The following is a 24,117-nucleotide window of genomic DNA, read 5'->3' as shown; positions in this document are numbered from 1 at the left end:
ACTTCATCCATCACGACGGAAACGGATAGTTGAAATGACCGGCAACACACGAGCGGCGCCGCCTCGCGCCGGAGCAATGCTGGAGGCCCTGCGCGGGCTTGGGTACTCGACCGGCGCGGCGTTGGCGGACATCGTGGACAACAGCATTTCGGCCAAGGCCTCGCAGGTTGACATCGTCTTCGCATGGGCGGGCAGCAAGAGCAGCGTCAGCGTACTGGACGACGGGCGAGGCATGCATGACGAAGAACTGCAAAGCGCCATGACGCTCGGCGACAAGAGCCCTCTCGACACGCGCGATGCAGGCGACCTCGGACGCTTCGGAATGGGATTGAAGACCGCATCCTTGTCGCAGTGCCGCCGGCTCACCGTAGGCACTGCGCGCGACGGCGCTCACTCGTGCCTTCGTTGGGATCTCGACGAGTTGATGAAGGATCCGACCGGGGGCTGGCTTTTGTTTGAAGGGCCGGCGGCTGGCTCGGACTCTCACTTCAACGCACTTGCCGAAAAGGAGCACGGCACTCTGGTCTTGTGGGAGGAGATGGATCGCATCGTCACTCAAGGCTACACGTCGGCGGACTACCTCGATCTCATCGACAGCGTCGAGGCGCATTTGGCCATGGTGTTTCACCGTCTGCTCGATGGGCCCAAGCCGCGGCTTCGACTGACCATCAACGGAAAACTCGTCGAGCCCTGGGATCCGTTCATGATGGGTCATCCCGCCAAGACGTGGAACTCCCCCGTGGAAAGGTTCCGGTCCGACTCCGGCGTGGTCGCCGTGGAGTGCCACGTCCTCCCGCACAAGGACAAGTTGTCGCCCGGAGACTTCTCTCGTGGCGCTGGCGAAAGCGGCTGGAATGCTCAGCAAGGCTTCTACGTCTATCGCAATGAGCGGCTGTTGGTGGCCGGTGGCTGGCTCGGTCTCGGTCAAGGCCGAGCCTGGAACCGCGAAGAAGCATTTCGCTTGGCGCGCATCCGCCTAGACATTCCCAACACTGCCGACGCCGATTGGAAGATCGACATTCGCAAGTCCACAGCTCGGGTGCCTGTGTCGATCCGCCCTTGGCTGACCCGATTCGCGGAAGATACGCGTGACAGGGCCCGCAAGGTCTTCGCGTTTCGCGGCGCCCCGATTGCGCCCCGCGGTAGCGCGCCGATCGAGATGGCTTGGAGAACTGACCACGGAAGTTCGGGAGCGCGCTTCCGGATCGACGAAAAACACCCAGCGGTGGCTGCGGTACTCGACGCCTGCGCCGACCAAGGTGAGCTGATTCGAGCGATGCTCCGCGTCCTCGAAGAGACGGTCCCAGTTCAGCGCATCTGGCTCGATACAGCAGAGAACAAGACAACGCCGCGGACGGGATTCTCCGGAGAGACCGATGAGTCTGTCAGCAAGGTTCTGCGCACGCTCTACAACGACATGGTCGGACGCAAGGGAATGGGCGCCGAACTCGCTCGCAAAGCATTGCTTTCGACCGAACCCTTTCAGAACTACCCCGCACTCGTCGAGCGGTTGGGCGACGAAGCATCCACACAGGCCGCAAGCTAGGAACCAGACATGGCAGATGCAAGTCCCACCCAAGGCAAGCTCATTTCTATCGCACAGACCTTGCTGCGCGATGAGCCCGACGAGACCAAACGCTCTCCGACGCTGATCGCCGAGGTTGTCGCGGGTATCGCCTCACTCCACTTCAAGTCGAGAGCTGAGGAAATCAACCAACCCGCCGCCGTTGCGGAGCTGATCCGGCGGTTCAGCCATTGGATCTCGACCGACGCAACGCTCAGCGACGTCACCGGCCATGTCGACTGGCTCAACGCAGCTCGCAAGAAGGATTGGCGCTACTGGCATCGACTCAGCCGCTACATGGAGAGGACGCTGGCGGCCGACGTAGTCGACGCTCTTGACCGCTCCACAGACGAAATTCTGGGGCTTCTCGAAGATCCGGAGCGCGAAGGTCACTGGGATCGCCGAGGACTGGTTGTTGGTCACGTTCAGTCCGGAAAGACCAGCAGCTATTCCGCGCTGATCTGTAAAGCAGCAGACGCGGGATACAAGATCATCATTGTCTTGGCAGGTCTGCACAACAACCTGCGCTCGCAGACGCAGATCCGGCTTGAAGAGGCGTTCCTCGGATACGAGACATCGCCCAACCGTGATCCTGGCAAGCCGCTCGGTGTCTTCTTTGAGGACAGCGATCCGGAAATCCACCCGCATTGCGCGACCACACGCGAGGACAACGGCGACTTCAATGCAGGCATTGCGAAACACTTTGCGATTTCGCCCGAGGAGCGGCCTTGGCTGTTCGTGATCAAGAAGAACAAGACGGTGATGGCCCGTCTGCTCAAATGGATCCAGGGCCACCACGTGGCAGATGCAACTGACGCAGCCACCGGACGGCGAATCGTCACCAAGTTGCCGCTCTTGGTCATCGACGACGAGTCCGACCATGCATCCGTGGACACCGGCGAGCAGACTTTCGACTCCGAGGGCGTGGCCGACCCAGATCATCAGCCGAAGGCAATCAACAGCCTCATTCGCCGAATTCTCAGTTCCTTCGCGAAGTCGGCCTACGTTGGCTACACCGCGACACCGTTCGCCAACATCTTCATCCACCGGCAGGCTGCAACCAGGGAAGAAGGATCCGACCTCTTTCCTCGCTCGTTCATCAAGAATCTGACTGCGCCTTCCAACTACGTTGGCCCCGCACGAGTCTTCGGGGCGAGAGGGCCCAACGGACGTGTCGGTGGGTTGCCGCTGACCCGAATCATCAAGGATCACATCGACGGGGAAGGCCCACACGGCTGGATGCCTGAGAAGCACAAGAAAGATCATGTGCCCACTTACGCGGGCCAAGAGATGGTGACGCCTTCACTTCGCGAGGCCATCCATTCATTCCTGATCACATGTGCGATGCGCTCACTCCGAGGTCAGAAGACCAAGCATGCCTCCATGCTGGTCCACGTGACCCGATTCACGGGTGTGCAGGCAGAGGTGCGCAGGCAGGTCGAGCAGGTCGTCAAGGATCTGCGCCAGGCACTGACCCGAAGAATCAATCATGAAAAGGTTCTGGCCGACTTGCGCGATCTGTGGGAGCGCGACTTCTTGCCTACCAGCGCCGTCATCGCGAAAACGATGGACGAGCTGAAGGAGACTTCGCCGATGCACTCCTGGTCCGAAATCGAGGCCATCCTGCCAGAGACCATAGGTGACATAGCCCTCAGAACGATCAACGGATCGGCGAAGGAGGCCTTCGAATACGCGGAGCGCGAGGCCACTGGGCTCAAGGTGATCGCAATCGGAGGCGACAAGCTGGCGCGTGGCCTCACACTCGAAGGCCTGACCACCAGTTACTTTGTCCGAACGACAAAGATGTATGACACGCTGCTGCAGATGGGACGTTGGTTTGGGTACCGTCCTGGCTACTTGGACCTTTGCCGCCTCTATACCACGGAGGATCTGGTCGACTGGTTCGGTCACATCGCCGACGCATCCGAGGAACTTCGCGAGGAATTCGATGCCATGGCTGCCAGCGGCGCTACACCTGAGCAGTACGGGCTCCGGGTCGCCTCTCATGACACGCTACTCGTTACTTCCCCACTAAAGATGCGCACCGCGCAGAATCTGTCCCTCTCATACAGTGGCAGCGCGGTTCAGACGATCACGTTCAAGAACGACAAGGCATCCCTTCAATCCAACCTCAATGCGACCTTCGAGTTGATCCAAGCCATGGGCGCCCCGGCCTCCGGCGCCCCCAGACAAGAGCGCGACGAGAAGCCGGACGAATGGAAGCGCTCGTACATCTGGCGTGAGGTCGATGCAGGCGTCGTCATTGACTTCCTGAAGGCGTACGTCGTGCCCGCCGGCATCGAGCGTGCCAATAGCAGCGTGATGGCCGAGTTCATCGAGAAGATGAACGAGATCGGTTTGTTGAAGAAGTGGACAGTCGCGTTGGTCGCGGAAGGAGCCGACGGCGAGAAGACGTATCACTTCCCGCGAGGCATCTCGTTGAAGAGTTTGCCTTCTCGGTCACACCGCGGAGATGCGTCCAGGTACTCGATCGGGGCGTTGACCGAGCCCGAGGATGAGGCCATCGACGTAGGCTATGACATGTGGAAGAGTGCGCTCAACGCCACACTGAAATCGTGGAAACCGGATCCCGCGCGTAACCGATTTGATCCGCCGTCCCGCCCCAATGGGAAGGCGCTCCGCCAGTTGGTGTCGCCGGAAGCCATTGGTGAAGCCAGCCGTGGTTTGCTGCTTCTCTATCCGCTGACGCCGAGCGGCGCGGCGGGCGCGGTGCCCGAGGATTGGAACGATCCGATCATGGCCTTCGCGGCCAGTTTCCCGTCCAGCGAAAAGACCGTCAAAGTCGAATACATGGTCGATCACCTCTACTGGAAGAACGAGTATGGCGCGTCTGAGTGAAGAGCTCTCGCTCGCGTGGAGTTCGTTGCCAGTCGACGGCGACGCACGACCTGGGTGGAGAGCTGTGCCGATGTCGCGACCTGGGGCGATGCCTCTGCGTGCGGGGAGGCGCTATCCCGGTGGTCTCGAGGCGCTGATGACGCGCTTCGACAGGGCGACGCTACCGGCTGCGCAGAATCTGCCTGCCGGATTGGGTTTTACCGTCGAGCGTGCAGGCCCGTTGCCCGACGGCGGGGTCTGGTTGGCGTTGACGCGCACCGAGTCGGGCGGTTTGGAACTTTTCTCGGAAATGGCCTGCAACGTGGCTGAAGCGCTCGACGCCTGCCCCGGGGACGACGAGGCGCATGCATTGCGAGTCATGCTTGGGCGCATCCGCGCCTGGCAGGAGTTCATGCGCAACGGTGCGCTGGCTTTGAGCGCCGAAAAAGAGATCGGCCTTTTGGGTGAACTCCACGCACTGTCCTCGATGTTCATTCTAGGTGTCGAACCCGTCGCTGCGATCGAAGCTTGGACCGGCCCCAACGACGGCTTGCGTGACTTCGAGATCGGAACCGGGGCCATCGAGGTGAAAACAACGAACGCCTCTTCGGGGTTCAAAGTTCGCATCGGCTCGCTTGAACAGCTGGACGACGCCGTTCGGCAGCCACTCTACTTGGCGGGCGTTCGACTGCGCGAGACAGCTTCGGGAAAGACACTTCCGGAGACGGTCGATGAGCTTCGCTCCGACCCCAGCGTAACCTCGGTCGCCAAGGTACTCCTGGAGGACCGTCTTTTGGCAGCAGGCTATCGAGACTCGCACGCAGTCAGGTACTCCAGGCGCTTTACCGTCGCCGGCACGAGGGTTCTTCACGTAGACGACGGATTTCCGCGGCTGACGCCGTCGAAAGTGCCGCATGGCGTGACTTCCGCCTCGTATGAGGTCGACTTCGAGAACGCTCCCGGAGCAAGTGTGGGCTTCGATGGAGCATTGAAAAAATTGGGAGCGATCTGATGGATCTGACGGAATTCTTGCGAGAGACCCAGGCGGACGTGGCGACCATGGTGGAAGACGGCGTTCCCCATTCCGAGCTGGCATTCACGGAGATCGTGATGAAGCACATGTCTGAGATCGGCATGACTTTTGAGCCTGTTGCATGCCACGTCAAGAACTCGGTGAATCGGGAGCAGTTCCGCCTTAGCGGCTACGCCATCTCTGACGACGACACTCAGCTCGACCTGTTCGTGACGCTGTACGACGGAGTGGAGAAACCGACCTCCGTGCCGCCCTCCGAGATCAGAGAAGCTGCAGAGCAGTGCCTGAGCTTTCTCTCCCTCAGCGCTGCGGGAAAACTCGCCCCCCTGCTCGACGAGTCGGACGACGCGCGCACGCTTGCCCAGATCCTGCACGACGCCTATGACGAGCTGGAGAATGTGCGCGTCTATCTGCTCACCGACCGCGTCGCCAAGTCGAAGTTCTTCAAGACCAGAGTGGTCGCTGGCAAAGCCGTTCGCATGGAGATCATGGACATCGAGCGGTTGCATCGCCACCTTTCCGAAGGCAAACCCCGCGACGAACTGTTGGTGGACTTCACCGACGTCTCGGGAGCCCCTCTGCCATGCGTGTTCGTTCCGGGCGACAACGACGACTACGACTACGCACTCACGGCCATTCCGGGCGAGGCGCTGCGGTTGCTATACGAGAAATTTGGCGCACGCCTCCTCGAAGCCAACGTCCGATCCTTTCTGAGCGTCAAGGGACGCAAAACTGTAAACGCCGGAATCCAGACGACGCTGCGGACCACTCCAGGCAGATTCATGGCCTACAACAACGGCATCGTGCTGGTGGCGGACGAGATGCGCATGGCGACCGCCGTCGATGGCGCGAAGGGAATCGCTTGGCTCAAGGGCCTGCAGATCGTCAATGGCGGTCAGACCACGGCGTCGCTTTACTTCGCGAAGAAAAAGTATCCGGAGACGGACCTGTCTCGAGTGCGTGTCCCGGCCAAGATCATTGTCATGCGGACCCAGGACGCGGCCGCCGAGGAGGCGTTGGTCTCGGATATTTCGAGGTATGCAAACAGTCAGAACGCTGTGAGCCAATCGGACCTTTCGGCAAACAAACCGTTCCATGTCGCGATCGAGCGGCTCTCGCTATCCGTGTACTGCCCGGACGGAGTCGGGCGATGGTTCTATGAGCGCGCAGCCGGTAGCTATGCCACCATGCTGGCGCGTGACGGCAACACCGAGGCCCGCCTGAAGGCCTTGAAGGAAGCCATTCCTGCAACCCGGCGCATCACGAAGACGGACCTCGCGAAGTACATCGTGGCCTGGGATCAGCAGCCCGATTTCGTGAGCCTTGGGGCGCAGAAGAACTTCGACAAGTTCATGAGTTCGCTCACAGTGGAAGGCGCGGAGGCCCCGGCGCCGACCGTCGCTGACTACAAGGTGATGATCGCCAAGGCAAAACTGTTCCGGGACACCGCCAAGTACACGTTGAAAGCCTTCAAGGCCGGTCAGAACAACGTGGCGGCCTACACCATCTCGATCGTCGCGCAACAGCTCGGTGATCGAATCGACCTTGAGCGGGTGTGGAACGCCCAGGGGCCCTCGCCCGAGTTGTTCGAGCAGATCAAGGTCTGGGCCGGCGAGGTGAACGACATCTTCGTACGATCCGCCAATGGCCGCTTGGTCTCCGAATGGGCCAAAAAACCCGAATGCCGCGACTTGGTCATGGGTTCGACCTTCTCCAAGCCTGCCAAGGGCATCCCTGAGCTTCGCTAGCTAGCTGTGATGCTTCAATAGGTTGTATCCGGTGTTCATCCGGATTGGGTTTGAGAGACTGGAAGTCGCCAAACACCCAATCCACCCAAGGGGCCCAACCGGATGAACACCCATAAGCATGCCCGACTTACCTACGCGCGCCGAGCGGAGATGGTCAAAGAAATGACCGAGCAGGGCCTGAGCGCCTGTGAAGCGGCCGCCAAGCACGGGGTAACGCCCCCCACGGCCAGGAAGTGGCTGGGGCGGTACCTGGCAGGAGGTGTTGCCGCCCTGGCTGATGCATCGTCTCGGCCGGCTCGCTCGCCCCGGAGTATCGAGCCGGGCAAGGCGTTGCTTATCGTTGAACTGCGCCAGCGCCGGATGCTGCAATCGCGCATCGCCAAGAGCGTCGGCGTGTCGGAGGCGACCGTCAGCCGTGTGCTGGCACGGGCCGGCCTGTCCAAGCTCTCGGACCTGGAGCCGCGCGAGCCCGTACAGCGATACGAGCACAAGCAGCCGGGCGACCTGCTGCACATCGACACAAAGAAGCTTGGACGCATCGAGCGCCCGAGTCATCGCGTAACCGGCAATCGCCGCGACTCGGTCAATGGCGCAGGCTGGGAGTTCCTGTTCGTCGCAGTAGACGACCACGCGCGCGTGGCCTTCACGGCCATGCACCCCGACGAGCGCACAGAGAGCGCGGTGCAGTTCCTGCGCGATGCCGTGGCGTACTACAACCGTTTGGGCGTGACCATCAAGCGGCTGTTGACCGACAACGGTTCAGCCTTCCGTTCCAAGCTATTCAGGGCCGCTTGCGAGCAGCTGGGCATCCAGCAGAAGTTCACTCGCGCCTACCGTCCACAAACCAACGGCAAGGCCGAGCGCTTCATCCAGTCGGCCCTGCGCGAGTGGGCCTACGGCTGGACGTACCGGAACTCCGAGGAGCGACGCGAAGTCCTGCACAGCTGGCAGCATCACTACAACTGGCACCGGCCTCACCACGGCATCGGTCGCGTGCCGCCGGCCTCTCGACTACCCGGGCCGAGATACAACCTCTTGACGCTTCACAGCTAGCGCCATGACGGACGTCGTGTCACCTGCCGTGCGGAGCCGCATGATGTCCAACATCCGGCCGAAGAACACGAAGCCCGAGATGGTGGTGCGCAAAGCTCTCTTCGCAGCGGGCTACCGCTTTCGACTGCACCGCAAGGACCTGCCGGGGTCGCCAGACGTTGTCCTCCCGGGCCACAAGGTTGCGATATTCACGCATGGATGCTTCTGGCACATGCATTCGGGGTGCAGGAACGCCAAGCTACCTGCGACCCGTCCCGAGTTCTGGAAGACCAAGCTTCTGGCGAATGTCGACCGGGACGCGCGCGCTGCCGACGCGCTGAGACTACTTGGCTGGCGCGTCCTGACAGTCTGGGAATGCAGCACGCGCAATCCCAGGACGGTCGCGGAATTGTCCGAAATGCTGTCCGAATGGATCGAAGGCCTCGAAGACCGCGGAGAAATCAGCGCCGCGAAGAATCTATGAAATCGACGACTACCTCGGCGATCTGGCGCGCGAGAAACGGCGGCACGGCATTTCCTACTTGCCAATACTGTTGGGTGCGGTTGCCTTCGAACAGGTAGTTGTCCGGGAACGTCTGCAAGCGCGCGGCCTCGCGCACCGTCAAGCTACGGCACTGCGACGGATCGTAGTGGATGTAGTAGTGCCCGTCCTTGCAAATGTGCGACACGACTGTAGTGGAAGGCAGTCCGGCGACCTGCACGCGGAAGCGGTCGAGGAACGGTACGGTGTCGGCGTCCATGTTCCCGTGAGCAGGAAGCAGCTTTTGCGGGAACTCCGGCAGCTTCGGCGAGCATCCGCGGATCGCGGCGAAGCACGAGGCAAACATGTATCGGCTAAGGTCCGACCTCATGTGATTTCGGGTCTCGTGCTGTATCACTCCGCCGAGCTTCGGATCGCCAATCCAGTCTCGTAATTTCTTGGGCATGTCAACGCCCAGTGGAACGGGCTGCTTGATGAAGCGTCCCCCAAAGGCCTCACTGTTTCGCGCCGCGTGAACAGCCCGTGTCATCTCAGTCTCTATCGCTTTGCGAAGTGGGTCCTGCCACCCCTTCAAACCGTTGGGTGCCTCCCTGACAGCCGACAGCCACGCTTCTCGACTGTCAGGCTCTTGAGACAGCTTGCTGCGAAGCGGAGGCAAGCCAGCCAACGCCTCGCGCACGCTGACTTGGCGGAAGGTCTCCGCCAATCGAAAGCGCCGCGCTTGCCCCAGCAACTTCCACGAAGCCTCTGCGAGATCGGAGCGGATGCCGAAAAGGATGACGCGGTGCCGTGCTTGAGGCAGCCCGAACTTCTCCGACTCGATAAGGAAATCCTGAGGGGACGGATCGTCGTCATCAACCACGAAAGAGCGCACCCGATATTTGAAGCCGTTTCCCGGGTCGCGCAGATCACCGAGGATACGATCGAAGATGGGCGACCCACCGTGCTTCGACGTCAAGATGCCCTTGACGTTCTCCATCACGAACACCGCCGGCCCGAACTCTTTGATGATTCGCAGGTACTCCGTATAGAGGAAGTGCCGCTTGTCCTTCTCGAACTTCTCAGAGTCCCCCGGCCGCATGCGGGACCGGCCCGCCATGGAATAGGCTTGGCAAGGTGGGCCGCCAATCAGCACCCATTCCTTGGCTCCGTTCAAGGCCGCTTTGATCCAGCCGTCGATCTCGTCGTGCGGCGTGACGCCAAGCTCGGCGCACTTGGCCTCCTCCGCGGCTCGGCGCGACTCCTCAGGGACGTCCGGGTGTGCAAAGAGAGCCTCGCGCGTGATCGAACCGCGAAGGTAATCGTAGTAGCAGTCGGGAACCTTACCTTTGGGAAACGAACGGAAGAGCGCGCGTAGCGTCAAGGTGCGGTGCGCGATCTCTTCCTTCTCGATCGAAACCTTGACCTCGAATCGTCTTCGGCCATCGTTGCCTACGATGGAGGAGAAGCCTTCCCCTAGGCCTCCAGGCCCAGCAAACAGGTCAACAACAGGAATGGTCTTGCGCAACATCGAACTTCGCTGGATATTCTTTGAGTAGCACGCCACTGGGCAGCTCGGCGCGAGGCCCGCCAGGTTAACGCAATCCGCGCTTTCCAGCACGGTGTTCCGTCGTTTCGCGGCGCCTCGGCAACACGAATTCTCGTTCAAGCGGACTCTCGGACGATCCGCGTTCGAACATGCTGATCACCGCTCCATGCGTACGCTCAAGCCGCTCTGAGCCAAATTCGTGAGCGTTGCCTTCTCTACGTGGCCACTTCCCCAAGCACGAAGCCGCCAATAACAACGGACACCCGCCTCTGCATCCCCGAGCGCTGCGCTAATGAAGGGAGGCTATTCGCTTGAACGCTAGTGCCGGCTGATTTCGATCACGCGTGATGTATTCCGCCGTATCCCGGTCCGCGCCCGCCGCTGTCTGCGAATCGCGCAGGCAACGGTTCTCCTCGCATCGACTGGGGGGGCGGTGTCTTCGCTGTGGACGAGTAAGCGGCATTCCATCTACCGCATGCACGGCATATATGCCGTACGATGTTCAACTTTGCGCCTCCTCGGGGATGAAGAATGCGCATGCAGTAACTGGATACTGTCCTGTAGGGCCTAGGCTTGGGGGCAGAGCAAGCCATGCACAAGTCTCTCTACAGCCGACCGAACGACGTTCTTGTTTCCCTCCTGCGCGACATGCGCAGGGCACGCCGCTTGCGCCAGTCTGATCTGGCGCGCCGCCTTGGGAGATCGCAAGCCATCGTCAGCCGTGTGGAGTCGGGAGAGCGCAGACTCGATATCGTGGAGCTCGTGGCTTGGTTGCGCGCCCTCGACTCGGACCTGCTCACGTTCGTTACGCAGCTCGACGGGCAACTCGGTACTGGCAGTTCAGGTTCCTGCTCTCAACCAGGGGAGCGTAGCGTCGTTGGCCAGCCAGAAGAGCCCTAGTTAGGGCTTCTGACGCCGACGAGGTTTTGATCCTCGCAGGTTCAGTTCGAGATGGGCGAGCAACTCGGAGGCTGGAATCTCGAGTGCGCGGCCGATCCGAAGCAAGAGGCCAACGGTGGGCTGACGTTCGCCTCGTTCCAGCTTCCCGTAGTAGGAACGATCGATCCCCGCACGGAGCGCAAACGCATCTTGCGCGATCCCCTGTACCTCTCGTGCACTGCGAATCACCTGCCCCAAAAGTCGTGCAACGTCCGGCTCGAACGAAGTCGAACGCTTGGCGGGGCTGGCGGAAGGACTGGGAACTCTCGGCACGGCCCGAAGGTTCGGGCTTGGCTTCGAACTTGGCCACGGCATATATGCCGTATCTGCATTCCTGCACCAAGACTTCCTGCGGCCACCATCGGAATAATCGGAATCTGAATCTAAATCCGAGCTGGCGCGACAACCTGCTGTCCGCCATCGTTGGTTTCCAACACAATTCTTGGATGTTCAACGGGAGCGCCCCACCGGTTGCTCGATGCATCTGATGTTCGTATCCGCACCGCACTTCGAAGCTCCTTCACCAGCTGGGCTTTGGCCGGGTCGCCATCACTTTCGGTCAATGGAGGTGGCTGCCCGACTGCCGTGGCTGATCGCAACGTGCCGGATCGTCGACGACGGGGACAGCTTCCTCCAGACGACACTGACTGGTTGGGGTCCGCATCTCAGAGACTGCTTCCAACCCATTGCCGACGAGCGTGTTGTCTCCGTGCAGGTCATGGTGCCCGCTGAGCACGGCGACGGGTGGGACAGCCACGATGTCGAGTCGTTCTGGAGTGCATCCGTCCCCGACATGAACGTTAGAACAGTCTTGGCTCAAGTTCGGCCTGGAAAATTCTTCGATGGGTTGAACTGGCACGACACAGCGGATGGCTTCAAACAGAGGGTCCTGCTGATGAGGATCTGAGGCCATCTGCAGTTCAACCCTTCCATCCAAGGCGCTGCTGGTCGAACGTCTTCCACTGACGTGGGTTTCACCCCGCTCGCATTGCCAGCTCCGAATCCGGAGACTACGCAAAGACCAACGGGACAAGATCGAGGACGAAGAGCCGTGAAACGAGTCAAGGTAGCACCAGGGAAATACGTCATGATCCGCAAAGAGGTCCAGGAGAGACTGCGCAAAGCTCTCGCGGCGAGCCCCTTCACCGCGCAGGCGATCGCTCGGTCTGCGAAGCTTGAGCCTCGCGGAGTGACGGCGATGGTGGGTCACCGGAAGGAGAAGCGGCGAGGTAAACCATGATGGAACCGCCCCGTTCTACGTTCGACCGCTTCACGCCGTTCCATTGCTCCCCGGCCAGCACGGCTCTGGCCAGTCGGTAACGACCATGGACGACGCCCCGGACATCCTCTACCTTGATTTCGACGGAGTGCTTCACCCTGAGTCCGTTTTCATCGATGCGCATCGAGGCATCCACCTGCGAGGCGCGTTCGGCAGGAGGCTATTTGAGAACGCTCGGGTCCTGATCGATGAGCTGGAGCCGTACCCGAGTCTGAGGCTAGTACTTTCGACGTCTTGGGTGCGGGTTCTAGGCTATGACAGGGCCCGCGGCCGACTCCCTCACGAGCTGCAGCAGCGCTGCATCGGCGCCACTTTCCACTCTCGACATCACCGAACAGGCAAGGAAGACGGTGTGCGCCCGTTTCCCACGGCGCTCCGGGGAGAAGAGGTGCTTGCAGACGTGGGTCGCCGAAGGCCTCGACGTTGGCTTGCGGTTGATGACACCGACGAGGGTTGGCCGCAGGATGCGAGGAACAACCTCATTCTCACGCATCCGTTTTCCGGAATCAGCGCCTCCGGGGTACTTGAACGTCTCCACCTTGCGCTACGGCGATTCTCATGATCAGCACGAGCCGGCTACCAGCCTCGCGGTGAGACGAGGTGTACCGCGGCAGCTTTCACTTCGAGTCTTCGGACGAATCGCGGTTTGGTTTCCGCAGAGGCGCATTGAGCATGGCCATCGTGACGCCCTTCCGTTCTGCGTTGGTCGCCCAGGTCACGAATTGTTCGAGCAGCAGCCTGTTCTCCTGCTCAAGGCGATCTGCCTTTACTCTGTACCGTTCTGCCTGCTCAAGTGCGGCACGCACCTGCGCGTCTCTCGGCTGGCTTGGCTCGCCCGTCCAGGTGCCACTGAGCGCCTTCTTTCGGAGCGTGAAAGCGTTAGCGATCCTGGGGTACTCCGCGAACGTGAACCGGGAGTAGGAGATGCCCGTCTTTTCCTTAACGACGTTCAGGAGCAGGTCCCAGGTCAGCTTGCCTTTCCATTCATCCAAGATCTCGATCACCGTCAAGATGAGCTGGTCTGTCAGGTCGGGAGCACGCGCCTTCCTCACGTGAGTTCTACCAATGCAACGGCTGTCACGTATGGCTTTCCAAGGGGAGCGCGCCTCGCCAAGCGCGCCAGCGGAGTTTCCAGGAGCGCCGACGGAACGGGTGGATCGGCGAACGCGATCCGCGCTCGATCGGTGGTGATCAGTGGCGCATTCGTCAAGTCGAGCCGAATCCGCGCACCTGACTGAATGGATGGATCGGCAAGTAAGGCGAGCATCTTCTGCACTCGCTCCAGTGTCTTGGTCTGGTGCTTCACCCAGATGTCGGCTCCGTACTCGCTCTCGGACAATGCCGATTTGGCACGTTCCAGAAGAGAACGTGTCTCCTCCTCGAGGAGCCTAAGGTTGCGCTCCTTGGTCGCCTCGCCCTTGATGCATTCATGCTCTTCGCAGTTGATGCAGTCCCGGTACATCTGGCACGGCTCGCTGGCAAAGTCGTGCTGGCACCAACCGAATTCGGTGGTATGTGCCGCGGGGATTCCCAAGCCACGGAACTCCGGCCGTTCGATCAGGCTACGGCGCCCTTTCAGGGGGACCAACTCCGAAGTGAATCCGTTCTTCAACGCCACAGAAATGGGTGCCTGCACCTCATCAGACGTCATGTGGTCGTAGAAGCGGTTCTGACGCTGATCCTTCCGGCCAGAGAACAGGGCGATCTCCGCGCTGCTAAGCCCCCCAGTCTGTGCCAACGTGTTTAGGTAGTGGCGCAAGGCGTGACTGCGCAGCCCGATCTTGGATCCGTCATCCTCCGTGTAGCCGAACCGCTCGAAGATCGACTCCATCTTGTCGGTCGTACCATAGCGGTTGGAGATCGCTTGGTGATCGATAGAGGTGAACATGCATTTGAACGCGCGCTTGCGCGAGTGCATGGCATCGACTGCCATGACCGCCAGCGCGTCCTCACATCGAAGATTCGCATCACCAGGCATGAACGGGAAAGTCCGCGGCAGCAGGCCGAGTACGGCTCGCTCCACATCCTCGAATCGGTACAGCGCGACACCCTCAGGCCCCTTGCAACGCGACAGTTTGTGGGTGGTGCCTGCCCAAGCCTCTGCTGACACCTTCTTCCGCTCGTCGCCCCACAGCAGCAGCGCGATATCTGATGCCGCCAAGTAGGGCTGGGTCCTGAGATGCTTGGCGTCTTCATGCAGAAAGACGACGCCGGGGTTTTGGGTGTACCAGTGGGCCAACGCATGTGCTTCTGCAGTCGCCTGGAGAAGGTTTGCCAATGCTTCGCGGGCCACAGGCGCCATCTCAGTTGGAAGCCACTTTGTCGTGTTCGGGAACGCCTTCGAACCAGGCCAGCGCAGCCCCAGCTTTCCCTCAAACTCACCTTCGCCGGGCACGAGGCAATTCCGGCGCAGCCGCAGAACTTCATTGATGCGCTCTGGCGCGCAAAGCATGAGGGCGGTGAAGCTTGACACCAGAACGTCCGGTGCCTCCGTTGCCTGATTGAAAATGCCGGCCAGTGCTCGAAGGCACGCGCCTGACGGCAGCTTCTTTTGACGTTCCTCCAGGGCTTCTCTGGAGATCCGTGTCCCGGTCTCCGCAGGCTTCTTCTGTCCATGCATCCATGCCTGACGAAGCTTGATGAACCCGTTTAAGTGCATGGTCCTCGAGATCAATTCCAGTTGCCCCGCCCAGCGGTAAGCCACTGATGGGCTCACTTGGTCCTTGCCTAATTCGACGGCGACATCCAGCACTTCGGGGGTGACTGCTGTCGGCCGTGAGGCCTTGTTCATCTGGCGAAGTGCCGCTTCCAGGCAACGAAGAGCGCCGATCCGTGGCCCTTGAGATTTAACCGGTCGCATGTCCTGCAAATAAACGATCATCGCCTTGGCGAAGTCCAGGAACGGGGTTGGGAAGGCATCGTTCCCTTGCCCCCTGCCGAGGGTTTCAAGGGTGCTGAACGTCACCCGATGCAGTCCGTTCCTGCCCTTGAAATGCCCCACGTTCCACGTGTTCTTCCCGAACTGGAGATTTGAGTCGAGCACCTTCGACGTTCTGCAGAGACTAACGAACGCTTCGACGTTCGTCGCGGCATCAAGCTCCGAATGAGGTACAAAATGCAGAACGGCTGCGCTCATGTGCTCGCCTCCTCACCGAACGCGCGTTCCTCACGAACTTGCCTGCAGAGCGCAATGACTTCCTCCACCGCCCGGATCGATTCGTCGTTGATGGCTGCCATTCGCTCATCGTCGATCCACCTCTCGCGTTCTCTCAGCAGGAGTTGCAAGAGAGCTTCATGAGGAGCATCCAGGAACGGCTCAAACCGAAAACAGGTATAGCAACCAACAGGCTTGCTGAAGCTGCAATCGCGGGCACATTGCGAACATCCCCCCACCGGATCTGTCGACACGCGGAAGTCGATGATGCGGCTCCCCAAAGCGCCTTTTTGGGTGGAGCTCGTTTCGTCCTCCACCAGAGTACCTTGGAACGCCCTCGCCAGCGGCGCCAGTTGCACGCCGATCGCCTTGTCGATGTTCTCGACGACCTTTGGTGAAGCCGAGTAATACACGTCCACGTGCTGAAGATCGACATGTCCAAGTCGATTGGCAAGCACGGCCTTACTCGCGCCCTCCTCAACGTTCCGGGTTCCGTACGTGTAGCGAAAGCGCTGAGGATTCAGCGGCATCGGAGCGAAGTCAAGGCGAGGGGTGGGTGGAGCGACATCTTCGATAGATCGTTGGTAGCGCCGAGACAAGGTCGCTGCGTCGCAATGCCCAAAGAAAAGGTCCTCCGGAGCTCTCAGTTGCTTGGCGGCCTTTCGCGCCATGACTAGATCTTCAGGAAACAGTGGCGCCACTTCCGGAAACCCTGCGGCATGCAACTCATTGACATACTTCGCCAACAAACCGCTGGTCTGCGAGCCGATGTCAAATTCCAAGAACTGCACACGCGAATGTTCTTGTCGACTCTTTGCTTGCGGCAACTGAAGCACGCGCGTGTCAGTATCAAAATCCAAAATCTTGAGCGATGCGTACTGAGAGATGCGACCGCCACAGGCAAGCAGAAGTCGGCTGAGAATCACAGGCCAGAGGGGGATGTCGCCTCGCCCGTAGGCAGCGTTCACGGCCGAATGCAGTGCCGTGTACTCGAGTTCGCTGAATGGTCCTTTGAACGGATCTCTGGTTGCGACGGCTTCGCCCTTCTTGTTGCCAGGCTTCCGTCGCTGCGCCAAATACGTTGCGCACTCGGAATGCATTCCAGGTAGCCCCAGCGCGACCCACCGCTGAATGAGGCCGTTAAGTGTGCCGACCCTCCATTGTTCATTTGGCCCAAGCGCGGCCATGAAGTTGGAGAGATGAGTCGGCAAAAACTCTCGCTCCAAGCAAGGGCCCGAGGACTCCACGAGAAACCGATATGCGCGCTCAAGGTTGACCACATGTGATGAGGAGTGGCCTTTCAGGTACGGAACGAGTGCCAGCTTTAGCGACGGCACGTGACGTTCGTAGCCCCCCTTGTAGTACGAGAAATCGATGCGGAGCTTGAAGACTCCGTCGGTCCATTCCCAAACATCGAGTCGCGGATCAAGTTGAGCGCCGCCTCTTGTGAGCACTCGTGTCGGAAGCATCTGTCCAAGCTCGGCAGACGCGTTCAGATCATTGATCGGGGACATCGAGCTTCTCCTGTAGCTTGCGCGATATTTCTCGACCTTTGCGGGCCGCGTACCGCCGGGTGTAGACCTGCGAAGTCTTAGAGTTGTCCTTCCACCCTTGCTGCTCGACACGCGCCCGCTCTTCTGCGGTAGCGTCGATCTCCATTTCCTCGGCCTGCTCGGAGAAGCGTTCGTTCCACGTGTGACGCATGACATGGCTGGAGAGGCCGGTGTTGAGGTCGGGCCAAGCACGCCTTACGTCCGCAAAGATCTTGTCGATGGTCTTGTACGACAGTGCATCACCATCCTCGGACACGATCAGGAAAGGATGTTGACGAGCAGCCTTGATCTTGTGCCTCAGGGAGACGTACCTCCAAACCTGCCTCATGACCGCCGGAAGGAGTTCGATGGTCCGCTCCCGCGTCTTCGGCGTGGGTTGAAGAACCCGATGATCAGCCGCGGAATCAGGTCGGCGGAGCACATTGAATCTGGGCTCGCACTGCATCAAGTCTGAAATCTGGAGGTTCAGCAACTCTCCGCGGCGAATCCCTGAAGCAAGCAAGAGCAGGATGATCAGCCAGTTGCGCTGCCTAACGAAATCTCGAACCCAAGGGTTCGCCGGCGAATTGGGGTTCACGACGGCCAACAACCTGTCCTGCTGTTCCTTCGTCACGCCCACGCGGGATCCCAGAGTGGCGCGGTTGGACTTCCAAGGAATCTGCGCTGACAACGTCGCCACTCCGCGCTTGGCTTCGACCTCCAGCTTCGCACTCTTTGTCGCAGTCAACGTCGCGGCGATGTAGCCGGCCAAGAACGCCAAGTAGCTCTTGATGTAGCGCAGTCGCGTCGCTTGGCTCCCCACGACTACCGATTGGCGCACGTCCTGCTTACGCTTTCCGTTCACGCCGACGCGGTTCAGGCTGATGACCTGAGTCTTGCTGCTTTTGCGGTCCTTATCGTCGGGGAGATCCTCCGCCCGATACTGAGTGATGTCAGCCAAGCGGTACAACTCCGGATCGGTCAGAAATTTGCCCTCTTCCAGTCTTGCAAGAAGGTCTATTTCCATATCCTCTAGCCAACGGTAGAAGAACGCCAAGGTTGTGCAGACCCCGTGCAGGGTGTTCGCTGCGCATCCCCGCATCCTGAATCTGTTGAGGAAGAGGGTCGCCTCGTGAACCGGCAGCCCTCCGACACGCACGAGCACTGAGCAGCGCTCACCGTTGCGGAACTTGACCCGCTTCGCCACGAACTGCGTCATCTACCCACCATTTCATCTGTGGAACAGTTGAGCTCCTCGACACTTCAGCACAAAAAGGTGTGTGGGTAAAGAAAAAGGCCCCTGCTCCGAAGGAGCAGGGGCCTCTACCAACAGATAATCTGCTTGATAGGACTTAGAACGGAATGTCGTCGTCCATGTCGTCGAACCCGGTCGACGACTTCGGTGCAGGAGCCGGCGCCTGGCGGGGCGCGGCAGACGGACGCGGGGCCGGGGCGCTGCGTTCGCGCGGAGCGTAGCCGCCACCGCCGCCTTCGTCGCCACCACCACCGCCGCCGCCTTCACGGCCGCCCAGCAGCTGGAGGTTGTCGGCGATGATTTCGGTGGTGTACTTCTCGGCGCCGTCCTTGTCCTGCCACTTGCGGGTCTTCAGGCGGCCTTCGACGTAGCACGAGCGGCCCTTCTTGAGGTATTCGCCGGCGATCTCTGCCAGGCGGTCGTAGAAGACCACACGGTGCCATTCGGTCTCTTCCATCTTGTCGCCGGAATTCTTGTCCTTCCAGTTGCGCGACGTGGCGATGGTGACGTTGCAGATGGCGGCGCCGTTGGCGGTGTAACGGACCTCGGGGTCGCGCCCCAGGTTGCCGATGAGGATGACTTTGTTGATGCTCGCCATGGGTGTCTGAATCCTGAAAGTGCGCGCCGCACGAGGGGCAGCGCGCTGGGGGGCTGATCTGGCCAGCCCAGATGCCGGACGGCGCATTATCGCTCAGGCCGGAACCCGGACCGGGTTCGCGAGGCCGCCGTTTCGGGTCGGCACCAAAGGCCAATGGACCGCGTCCCGTGACGGTGCCAGACTGCCCGCTCCGGTCCGGATCCTCCGGGCCACACCCCCGGGAGGCCCCATGATCGGCCGCCTTCGCGACCTCCTCGTCGACGGCTTGCTGCTGGCGCTGCCGCTGGCCGTGGTGTTCGTGCTGCTCCAGAAAGTGATCGCGGCGATCACGAAGCTGCTGGCCCCCGCGCAGCGGCTGCTGCCCGACGCCAGCTGGTTCGGGCTGGGCGTGGTGGACCTGCTGGCCGTGGCCGTGCTGGTGCTGGGCCTGGTGGTCATCGGCGCGTTCGCCCGGTCGGGGACGGGGCGGCGCCTCTCCGCGTGGATCGAACGCATCGTGCTGCGCAAGATCCCGGGCTTCCTGCTCTACAAGTCGATCGTCTCGGGCTTCTCGACCGAGGAGCGCGACGCCGGGGTCATCCCCGCGCTGGTGGCCTTCGACGACAACGTCGTGCTGGGGTTCATCGTCGAGCAGGCCGATCCGGTGGACGGTATGGTCACCGTGTTCGTGCCGGCCGCGCCGACGCCGGCGGCCGGCAACGTGCTGCTGGTGGAGCGTTCCCGGGTGACGCCGCTCGACATTCCCGTGTCCGCCGCCCTGCACACGGTCACCCGGCTCGGGCTGGGCCTGCAGGCGCTCACGCAGGCGGGCCGAAGCGCGGCAGGGCGGCCGACGGAATCTCCCTGACGGAACAGCCGGCCTGGGTTCCCCGGATGGTGTCCCCGGGCGCCCTTCCCACAATGGGACGGCGCCGGCTCGACCCGGCGCGATCCACCACAACGCGCCGCCGGACGGCGCACCGAGGAGACAACACCATGCAACCGTCCCACCGGACCGGCGCGACCCTGCGCGCCGCCGCCCTGCTGGCCGCCGCCGGACTCGCCGCCGCCGCCCACGCCGCCACCGTCTCGGCCAGCCGCCCGATGCTGACGTCGACCACCGCGGCGAACTACACCCTCGAGAAGTACCTGCAACGGTCGGGCACGATCGGTGCGCTCGTGAGCGACGGCTGGTCGCCCACGGCCGGCGCGGGCGACACCGCCGGGTTCCGCGCCACGTACACCGTGGCGGCCGACGGGAGCGGCACCCACGCCACCGTGCAGGCGGCCGTCAACGCGGCATCGGGCTCCGCACGTGTCTACATCGCGGTGAAGCCCGGCACCTACCGGGCCACGGTGTGCGTGCCGCGCGGCAAGCCGCCCATCACGCTGTACGGCACCGGCAGCGACAACACGAAGGCCGTGATCGTCTTCAACAACGCAGGCCCGAAGCCGAAGTCGTCGAACACCGCCGCCAACGCGTGCAATCCCAACACCGGGTCCACCACCTACGGCACCACCGGCAGCGCCACGTTCACGGTCGCGGCCAACGACTTCCACGCGAAGAACCTGACCTTCTCGAACGACTACGTGGAAGACACCTACGCCGGCTCGGGCCAGCAGGCCGTCGCGCTGATGTCGACCGGCGACCGGCTGATCTTCGACTCGGTGCGGTTCCTCGGCCACCAGGACACGCTGTTCGTCTCGAGCGGCGGCTACGACGTGGTGGCCCGGTCCTACTTCAAGAACAGCCTCGTGCAGGGCGACGTGGACTTCATCTTCGGCCGCGGCACCGCGGTGTTCGACGGCTGCACGGTGAAGTACCTGAAGGGCCGCAAGGGCAACGGCGGCAACCACATCGCCCCCGCCACCGCGGCCGGCAACACCTACGGCTTCCTGTTCGTGAACAGCCGCTTCACCCACGACGGCGCTTCGGGCAACAGCGTGTCGATCGGCCGCAGCTGGGACGAGGGGGTCTCCACGGGCATGTACCGCGCGGGCGTGTCCCCGAACGGGCAGGCGGTGATCCGGCAGTCGACGATGGACGGGCACATCAAGCTGCAGGCGCCCTGGGGGGCGTCCACGTCCGGCCGGGCGTTCAGCCCGTCGGGCAACCGGTTCCGGGAGTACCTGAACACCGGCGCCGGGTCGTAGCCCACGCCCTTTCGGGGCCGGTTCCGGCGGGTCGGGCCGGCGGCGGGAGGTACGATGCGTTCCGGCACCCGCCTGCCGCACCCCGATCCGCCATGTCCGCTGAACCCGTCCTCGCCTCCGCTTCCCCCTCGTCCGCCGTGCCGTCCCACATCCTCCACGAGGTGTTCGGCTACGCGGCGTTCCGCGGCCAGCAGGCGGACATCGTCGACCACGTCACCGCCGGCGGCGATGCCCTGGTGCTGATGCCCACTGGCGGCGGCAAGAGCCTCTGCTACCAGGTGCCCGCCATCGCGCGGCACCGCGCGGGCCAGGGCGTGGCGCTGGTGGTGAGCCCGCTGATCGCCCTGATGCACGACCAGGTGGGCGCGCTCGAGGAAGCCGGCGTGCACGCGTCGTTCCTCAACTCGTCGCTCACCGGCGAGGACGCCATGCGCATCGAGCGCGAGATGATGAGCGGCCGCCTCGTGATGCTGTACGCCGCGCCGGAGCGCATCGCCACGCCGCGGTTCCTCGCCCAGCTCGACTCGCTGTATGAACGCGGCCTGCTGAGCCTGTTCGCCATCGACGAAGCCCACTGCGTGAGCCAGTGGGGCCACGACTTCCGCGAAGACTACCTCTCGCTGGACGTGCTGCACGAGCGCTACCCGAACGTGCCGCGCATCGCGCTCACCGCCACGGCCGACGAACTCACGCGTGCCGACATGATCGAGCGCCTGCAGCTGCAGGACGCCCGCGTCTTCATCAGCAGCTTCGACCGCCCGAACATCCGCTACGCCATCGTCGAGAAGGACAACGCGCGCACCCAGCTGCTGCGCTTCATCGGCGACGAACACGAGGGCGACGCCGGCATCGTCTATTGCCAGTCGCGCAAGAAGGTCGACGAAACCGCCGACTGGCTGGTGAGCGAGGGCCTCAACGCGCTGCCGTACCACGCCGGCCTCGACGCCTCGGTGCGCAAGCGCAACCAGGACCGCTTCCTCCGCGAGGACGGCATCGTGATGGTGGCCACCGTGGCCTTCGGCATGGGCATCGACAAGCCCGACGTGCGCTTCGTCGCCCACCTCGACCTGCCGAAGAACATCGAGGGCTACTACCAGGAGACAGGCCGGGGTGGCCGCGACGGGGCACCGGCCGACGCGTGGATGACCTACGGCCTGGCCGACGTCGTCAACCAGCGCCGCATGATCGATGAAAGCCCGGCCGGCGAAGAGTTCAAGCGCGGCCAGCGGGCCAAACTCGACGCGCTGCTGGCCCTGGCCGAAGCCCACGACTGCCGCCGCGTGCGCCTGCTCGACTACTTCGGCGAAGCGAGCAGCCCGTGCGGCAACTGCGACAACTGCCTGAGCCCGCCCGCCACGTGGGACGCCACCGAGGCCTCGCGCAAGGCGCTCAGCTGCATCTACCGCTTCCACCAGAACAACGGCCAGCGTTTCGGCGCGGGCCACCTGATCGACGTGCTGCGTGGCAAGGTCACCGACAAAGTCACGCAGTACCGCCACGAGGGCCTCTCCACGTTCGGCATCGGCGCCGACCTGTCCGAGACGCAATGGCGCGCCGTGCTGCGCCAGCTGATCGCGCTGGGCCACGTGCGCACCGAGGGCGAGTGGAACACGCTCGAACTCACCGCGAGCGCCCGCGACGTGCTGCGCGGCGAGGTGCAGCTGCTGCTGCGCGTGCCCAGCGAGACGAAGGGGCGCTCGAAGGGCTCGCGGGGCGCCACCGGCCGCGGCAAGGAACGCCCGCCGCCGATCCCCATGGACGCCGACGGCACCGCACGTTTCAATGCCCTCAAGGCGTGGCGCGGGGCCGTGGCGAAGGAGCACAACCTGCCGGCGTACATCGTCTTCAACGACGCCACGCTGGCCGAGATGGCGCGGGTCGCGCCGTCGTCGCTCGACGAGCTGGCCGAGATCAGCGGCGTGGGCGTCAAGAAGCTCGAGGCCTACGGCAGCGAGATCCTCCGCGTCCTCGGCGGCTGACCGGCCACATCGGTCGGACTCGTCCGACACCGCTTTGGTGGATCGGCCCCTTCCCAACGCCAGCGTCGAGGTCCAGACTGGCCGCTCGGCATCGCACACAGGGCGCGACGCCAAAAACGGCAAAGAAAGGATCCGCCATGACTGCCACCTCGATGCAAAACTCCAAGTCGAACCTGGCCGACCGCCTCGCACTGTCGGCCGACTCCGCCATCCATTCCACCCAGTACGCCACCAACAAGGCCTTCGACAAGCTGTCGGGCGGGGTGGAGTCGCTGCGCGGCCGTGCCGGCCCGCTGATGGAGAAGGTCTCCTCGAAGGCCGACGCCGGCAAGCACTACATCGAGGAGCAGCCGATGAAGTCGCTGCTGATCGCCGCCGCGACCGGCGCCGCGCTCGCCGCTTTGCTGTCGTGGATGGGCCGCTCGCGCTACTGAAACGGCGCTGACACAGCGCCTCAATCCCGCCGGCGCCCAGGGCCTTTCCGCCGGCGGGCATCATTGGGGGAAACCCTCCTCCCATCCACCGGGCCACGCCATGACCACCGAACCGACCTCCCCGCCGTTCCCCCGCGGCGGCGCCGCCGATCCGTTGACCGTCTACCTGGTGGAAGACAGCACGATCATCCGCGACAACCTGCTCGCGCTGATGCACGAGACGCTGCCGCTCACCGTGATGGGCTCCGCCTCCAGCGAAACCGAAGCCATCGCCGCCCTGCGCGATGGCGCCGCGACGGCCGACCTCGTCATCGTCGACATCTTCCTGAAGGACGGCTCCGGCCTCGGCGTGCTGGCCGCGCGCCACCAGGTCGCCGCCACCGGCCACTGGATCGTGCTGACCAACCACTCCACGCCCGACATGCGCCGCAAGTGCCTGGAACTGGGCGCCGACGCGTTGTTCGACAAGAGCAACGAGATCGAGGCGCTGCTGCTGTACTGCAAGCGGCTGGCCGGCCTCGACGCCCTCGGCGACGCGCGCAACAGCCTCGAAGCCGCGCTCGACTGAA

Annotated in this window: 21 protein-coding genes; 13 read left to right on the top strand and 8 right to left on the bottom strand. The window is 62.5% G+C overall.

Annotated elements, in window-relative coordinates; all coding sequences use genetic code 11:
- The first annotated feature begins 34 nt into the window (after positions 1–34).
- The 6 genes from A4W93_RS01515 (at position 35) to A4W93_RS01490 (ending at position 8,699) form a co-directional block, all read left to right on the top strand.
- Positions 35–1,546 (top strand): ATP-binding protein, encoded by a 1,512-nt coding sequence (locus tag A4W93_RS01515; protein WP_237357662.1) that lies wholly within the window; start codon positions 35–37, stop codon positions 1,544–1,546.
- Positions 1,547–1,555: 9 nt separating this feature from the next.
- Positions 1,556–4,423: a Z1 domain-containing protein gene (locus A4W93_RS01510; protein WP_085748929.1), complete on the top strand. Its 2,868-nt coding sequence runs from the start codon at positions 1,556–1,558 to the stop codon at positions 4,421–4,423.
- Positions 4,407–5,414: a PD-(D/E)XK motif protein gene (locus A4W93_RS01505; protein WP_085748928.1), complete on the top strand. Its 1,008-nt coding sequence runs from the start codon at positions 4,407–4,409 to the stop codon at positions 5,412–5,414. The genes A4W93_RS01510 and A4W93_RS01505 overlap by 17 nt, the downstream gene beginning before the upstream one ends.
- A complete protein-coding gene (locus tag A4W93_RS01500) occupies positions 5,414–7,183 on the top strand; it encodes an AIPR family protein (protein WP_085748927.1) in 1,770 nt (589 codons plus the stop codon). The genes A4W93_RS01505 and A4W93_RS01500 overlap by 1 nt, the downstream gene beginning before the upstream one ends.
- Before the next feature lie 102 nt (positions 7,184–7,285).
- Positions 7,286–8,236 (top strand): IS481 family transposase, encoded by a 951-nt coding sequence (locus A4W93_RS01495; protein ID WP_085748926.1) that lies wholly within the window; start codon positions 7,286–7,288, stop codon positions 8,234–8,236.
- Positions 8,237–8,240: 4 nt separating this feature from the next.
- Positions 8,241–8,699 carry a very short patch repair endonuclease gene (locus A4W93_RS01490; RefSeq protein ID WP_085748925.1) on the top strand — a complete coding sequence of 153 codons (459 nt, stop codon included), beginning with the start codon at positions 8,241–8,243 and terminating at the stop codon, positions 8,697–8,699.
- Here the strand turns inward: A4W93_RS01490 and A4W93_RS01485 are convergent.
- Positions 8,677–10,227 carry a DNA cytosine methyltransferase gene (locus A4W93_RS01485; protein WP_085748924.1) on the bottom strand — a complete coding sequence of 517 codons (1,551 nt, stop codon included), beginning with the start codon at positions 10,225–10,227 and terminating at the stop codon, positions 8,677–8,679. The genes A4W93_RS01490 and A4W93_RS01485 overlap by 23 nt on opposite strands.
- Before the next feature lie 609 nt (positions 10,228–10,836).
- Here A4W93_RS01485 and A4W93_RS01480 point away from each other — a divergent pair.
- Positions 10,837–11,145, top strand: coding sequence for a helix-turn-helix domain-containing protein (locus A4W93_RS01480; RefSeq protein ID WP_085754002.1), 309 nt, complete (start codon positions 10,837–10,839; stop codon positions 11,143–11,145).
- Here A4W93_RS01480 and A4W93_RS01475 read toward each other — a convergent pair whose 3' ends face one another.
- Together A4W93_RS01475 and A4W93_RS29420 are read right to left on the bottom strand one after the other, a co-directional pair.
- Positions 11,146–11,499: a helix-turn-helix domain-containing protein gene (locus tag A4W93_RS01475; RefSeq protein ID WP_085748923.1), complete on the bottom strand. Its 354-nt coding sequence runs from the start codon at positions 11,497–11,499 to the stop codon at positions 11,146–11,148.
- Between the two features lie 827 nt (positions 11,500–12,326).
- Positions 12,327–12,587 carry a hypothetical protein gene (locus tag A4W93_RS29420; RefSeq protein WP_157131568.1) on the bottom strand — a complete coding sequence of 87 codons (261 nt, stop codon included), beginning with the start codon at positions 12,585–12,587 and terminating at the stop codon, positions 12,327–12,329.
- Between A4W93_RS29420 and A4W93_RS29995 the strand changes: the two genes are divergently transcribed.
- Positions 12,510–13,025 (top strand): HAD domain-containing protein, encoded by a 516-nt coding sequence (locus A4W93_RS29995; RefSeq protein ID WP_099959838.1) that lies wholly within the window; start codon positions 12,510–12,512, stop codon positions 13,023–13,025. The genes A4W93_RS29420 and A4W93_RS29995 overlap by 78 nt on opposite strands.
- Positions 13,026–13,080: 55 nt before the next feature.
- On the opposite strand, the gene A4W93_RS01465 is transcribed toward A4W93_RS29995, so the two are convergent.
- The 5 genes from A4W93_RS01465 to ssb form a co-directional block, all read right to left on the bottom strand.
- Positions 13,081–13,467 carry a hypothetical protein gene (locus A4W93_RS01465; RefSeq protein WP_237357838.1) on the bottom strand — a complete coding sequence of 129 codons (387 nt, stop codon included), beginning with the start codon at positions 13,465–13,467 and terminating at the stop codon, positions 13,081–13,083.
- A 44-nt stretch (positions 13,468–13,511) separates the two neighbouring features.
- Complete coding sequence (locus A4W93_RS01460) at positions 13,512–15,599, bottom strand: integrase (protein WP_174694872.1); 2,088 nt, start codon at positions 15,597–15,599, stop codon at positions 13,512–13,514.
- A complete protein-coding gene (locus tag A4W93_RS01455; RefSeq protein ID WP_085748920.1) occupies positions 15,596–17,131 on the bottom strand; it encodes a site-specific integrase in 1,536 nt (511 codons plus the stop codon). The genes A4W93_RS01460 and A4W93_RS01455 overlap by 4 nt, the downstream gene beginning before the upstream one ends.
- Positions 17,115–18,368: a tyrosine-type recombinase/integrase gene (locus A4W93_RS01450; RefSeq protein WP_085748919.1), complete on the bottom strand. Its 1,254-nt coding sequence runs from the start codon at positions 18,366–18,368 to the stop codon at positions 17,115–17,117. The genes A4W93_RS01455 and A4W93_RS01450 overlap by 17 nt, the downstream gene beginning before the upstream one ends.
- A gap of 133 nt (positions 18,369–18,501) precedes the next feature.
- On the bottom strand, positions 18,502–19,002 hold the full coding sequence (gene ssb, locus A4W93_RS01445) for a single-stranded DNA-binding protein (protein ID WP_085748918.1): 501 nt from the start codon (positions 19,000–19,002) through the stop codon (positions 18,502–18,504).
- 229 nt (positions 19,003–19,231) lie between these two features.
- On the opposite strand from ssb, the gene A4W93_RS01440 reads away from it, so the two are divergent.
- The 5 genes from A4W93_RS01440 to A4W93_RS01420 all read left to right on the top strand — a co-directional run bounded on the left by A4W93_RS01440 (position 19,232) and on the right by A4W93_RS01420 (position 24,116).
- Positions 19,232–19,849: a DUF502 domain-containing protein gene (locus A4W93_RS01440; RefSeq protein ID WP_085748917.1), complete on the top strand. Its 618-nt coding sequence runs from the start codon at positions 19,232–19,234 to the stop codon at positions 19,847–19,849.
- Between the two features lie 128 nt (positions 19,850–19,977).
- Positions 19,978–21,135: a pectinesterase family protein gene (locus tag A4W93_RS01435; RefSeq protein ID WP_085748916.1), complete on the top strand. Its 1,158-nt coding sequence runs from the start codon at positions 19,978–19,980 to the stop codon at positions 21,133–21,135.
- A 92-nt stretch (positions 21,136–21,227) separates the two neighbouring features.
- Positions 21,228–23,114, top strand: a complete 1,887-nt coding sequence (gene recQ / locus A4W93_RS01430) for a DNA helicase RecQ (protein ID WP_085748915.1) — start codon at positions 21,228–21,230, stop codon at positions 23,112–23,114.
- A gap of 137 nt (positions 23,115–23,251) precedes the next feature.
- The gene (locus A4W93_RS01425) at positions 23,252–23,548 is read left to right on the top strand and encodes a hypothetical protein (RefSeq protein WP_085748914.1); all 297 of its coding nucleotides are present in this window, start codon (positions 23,252–23,254) and stop codon (positions 23,546–23,548) included.
- Between the two features lie 100 nt (positions 23,549–23,648).
- Positions 23,649–24,116 carry a response regulator transcription factor gene (locus A4W93_RS01420; RefSeq protein ID WP_085748913.1) on the top strand — a complete coding sequence of 156 codons (468 nt, stop codon included), beginning with the start codon at positions 23,649–23,651 and terminating at the stop codon, positions 24,114–24,116.
- Position 24,117: the final 1 nt, after the last annotated feature.

The sequence above is a fragment of the Piscinibacter gummiphilus genome (genome assembly GCF_002116905.1).
Taxonomy (GTDB): domain Bacteria; phylum Pseudomonadota; class Gammaproteobacteria; order Burkholderiales; family Burkholderiaceae_C; genus Rhizobacter; species Rhizobacter gummiphilus.
Note: the sequence above shows the minus strand (reverse complement) of the source record. Positions and strands in the feature narration are given on the sequence as shown.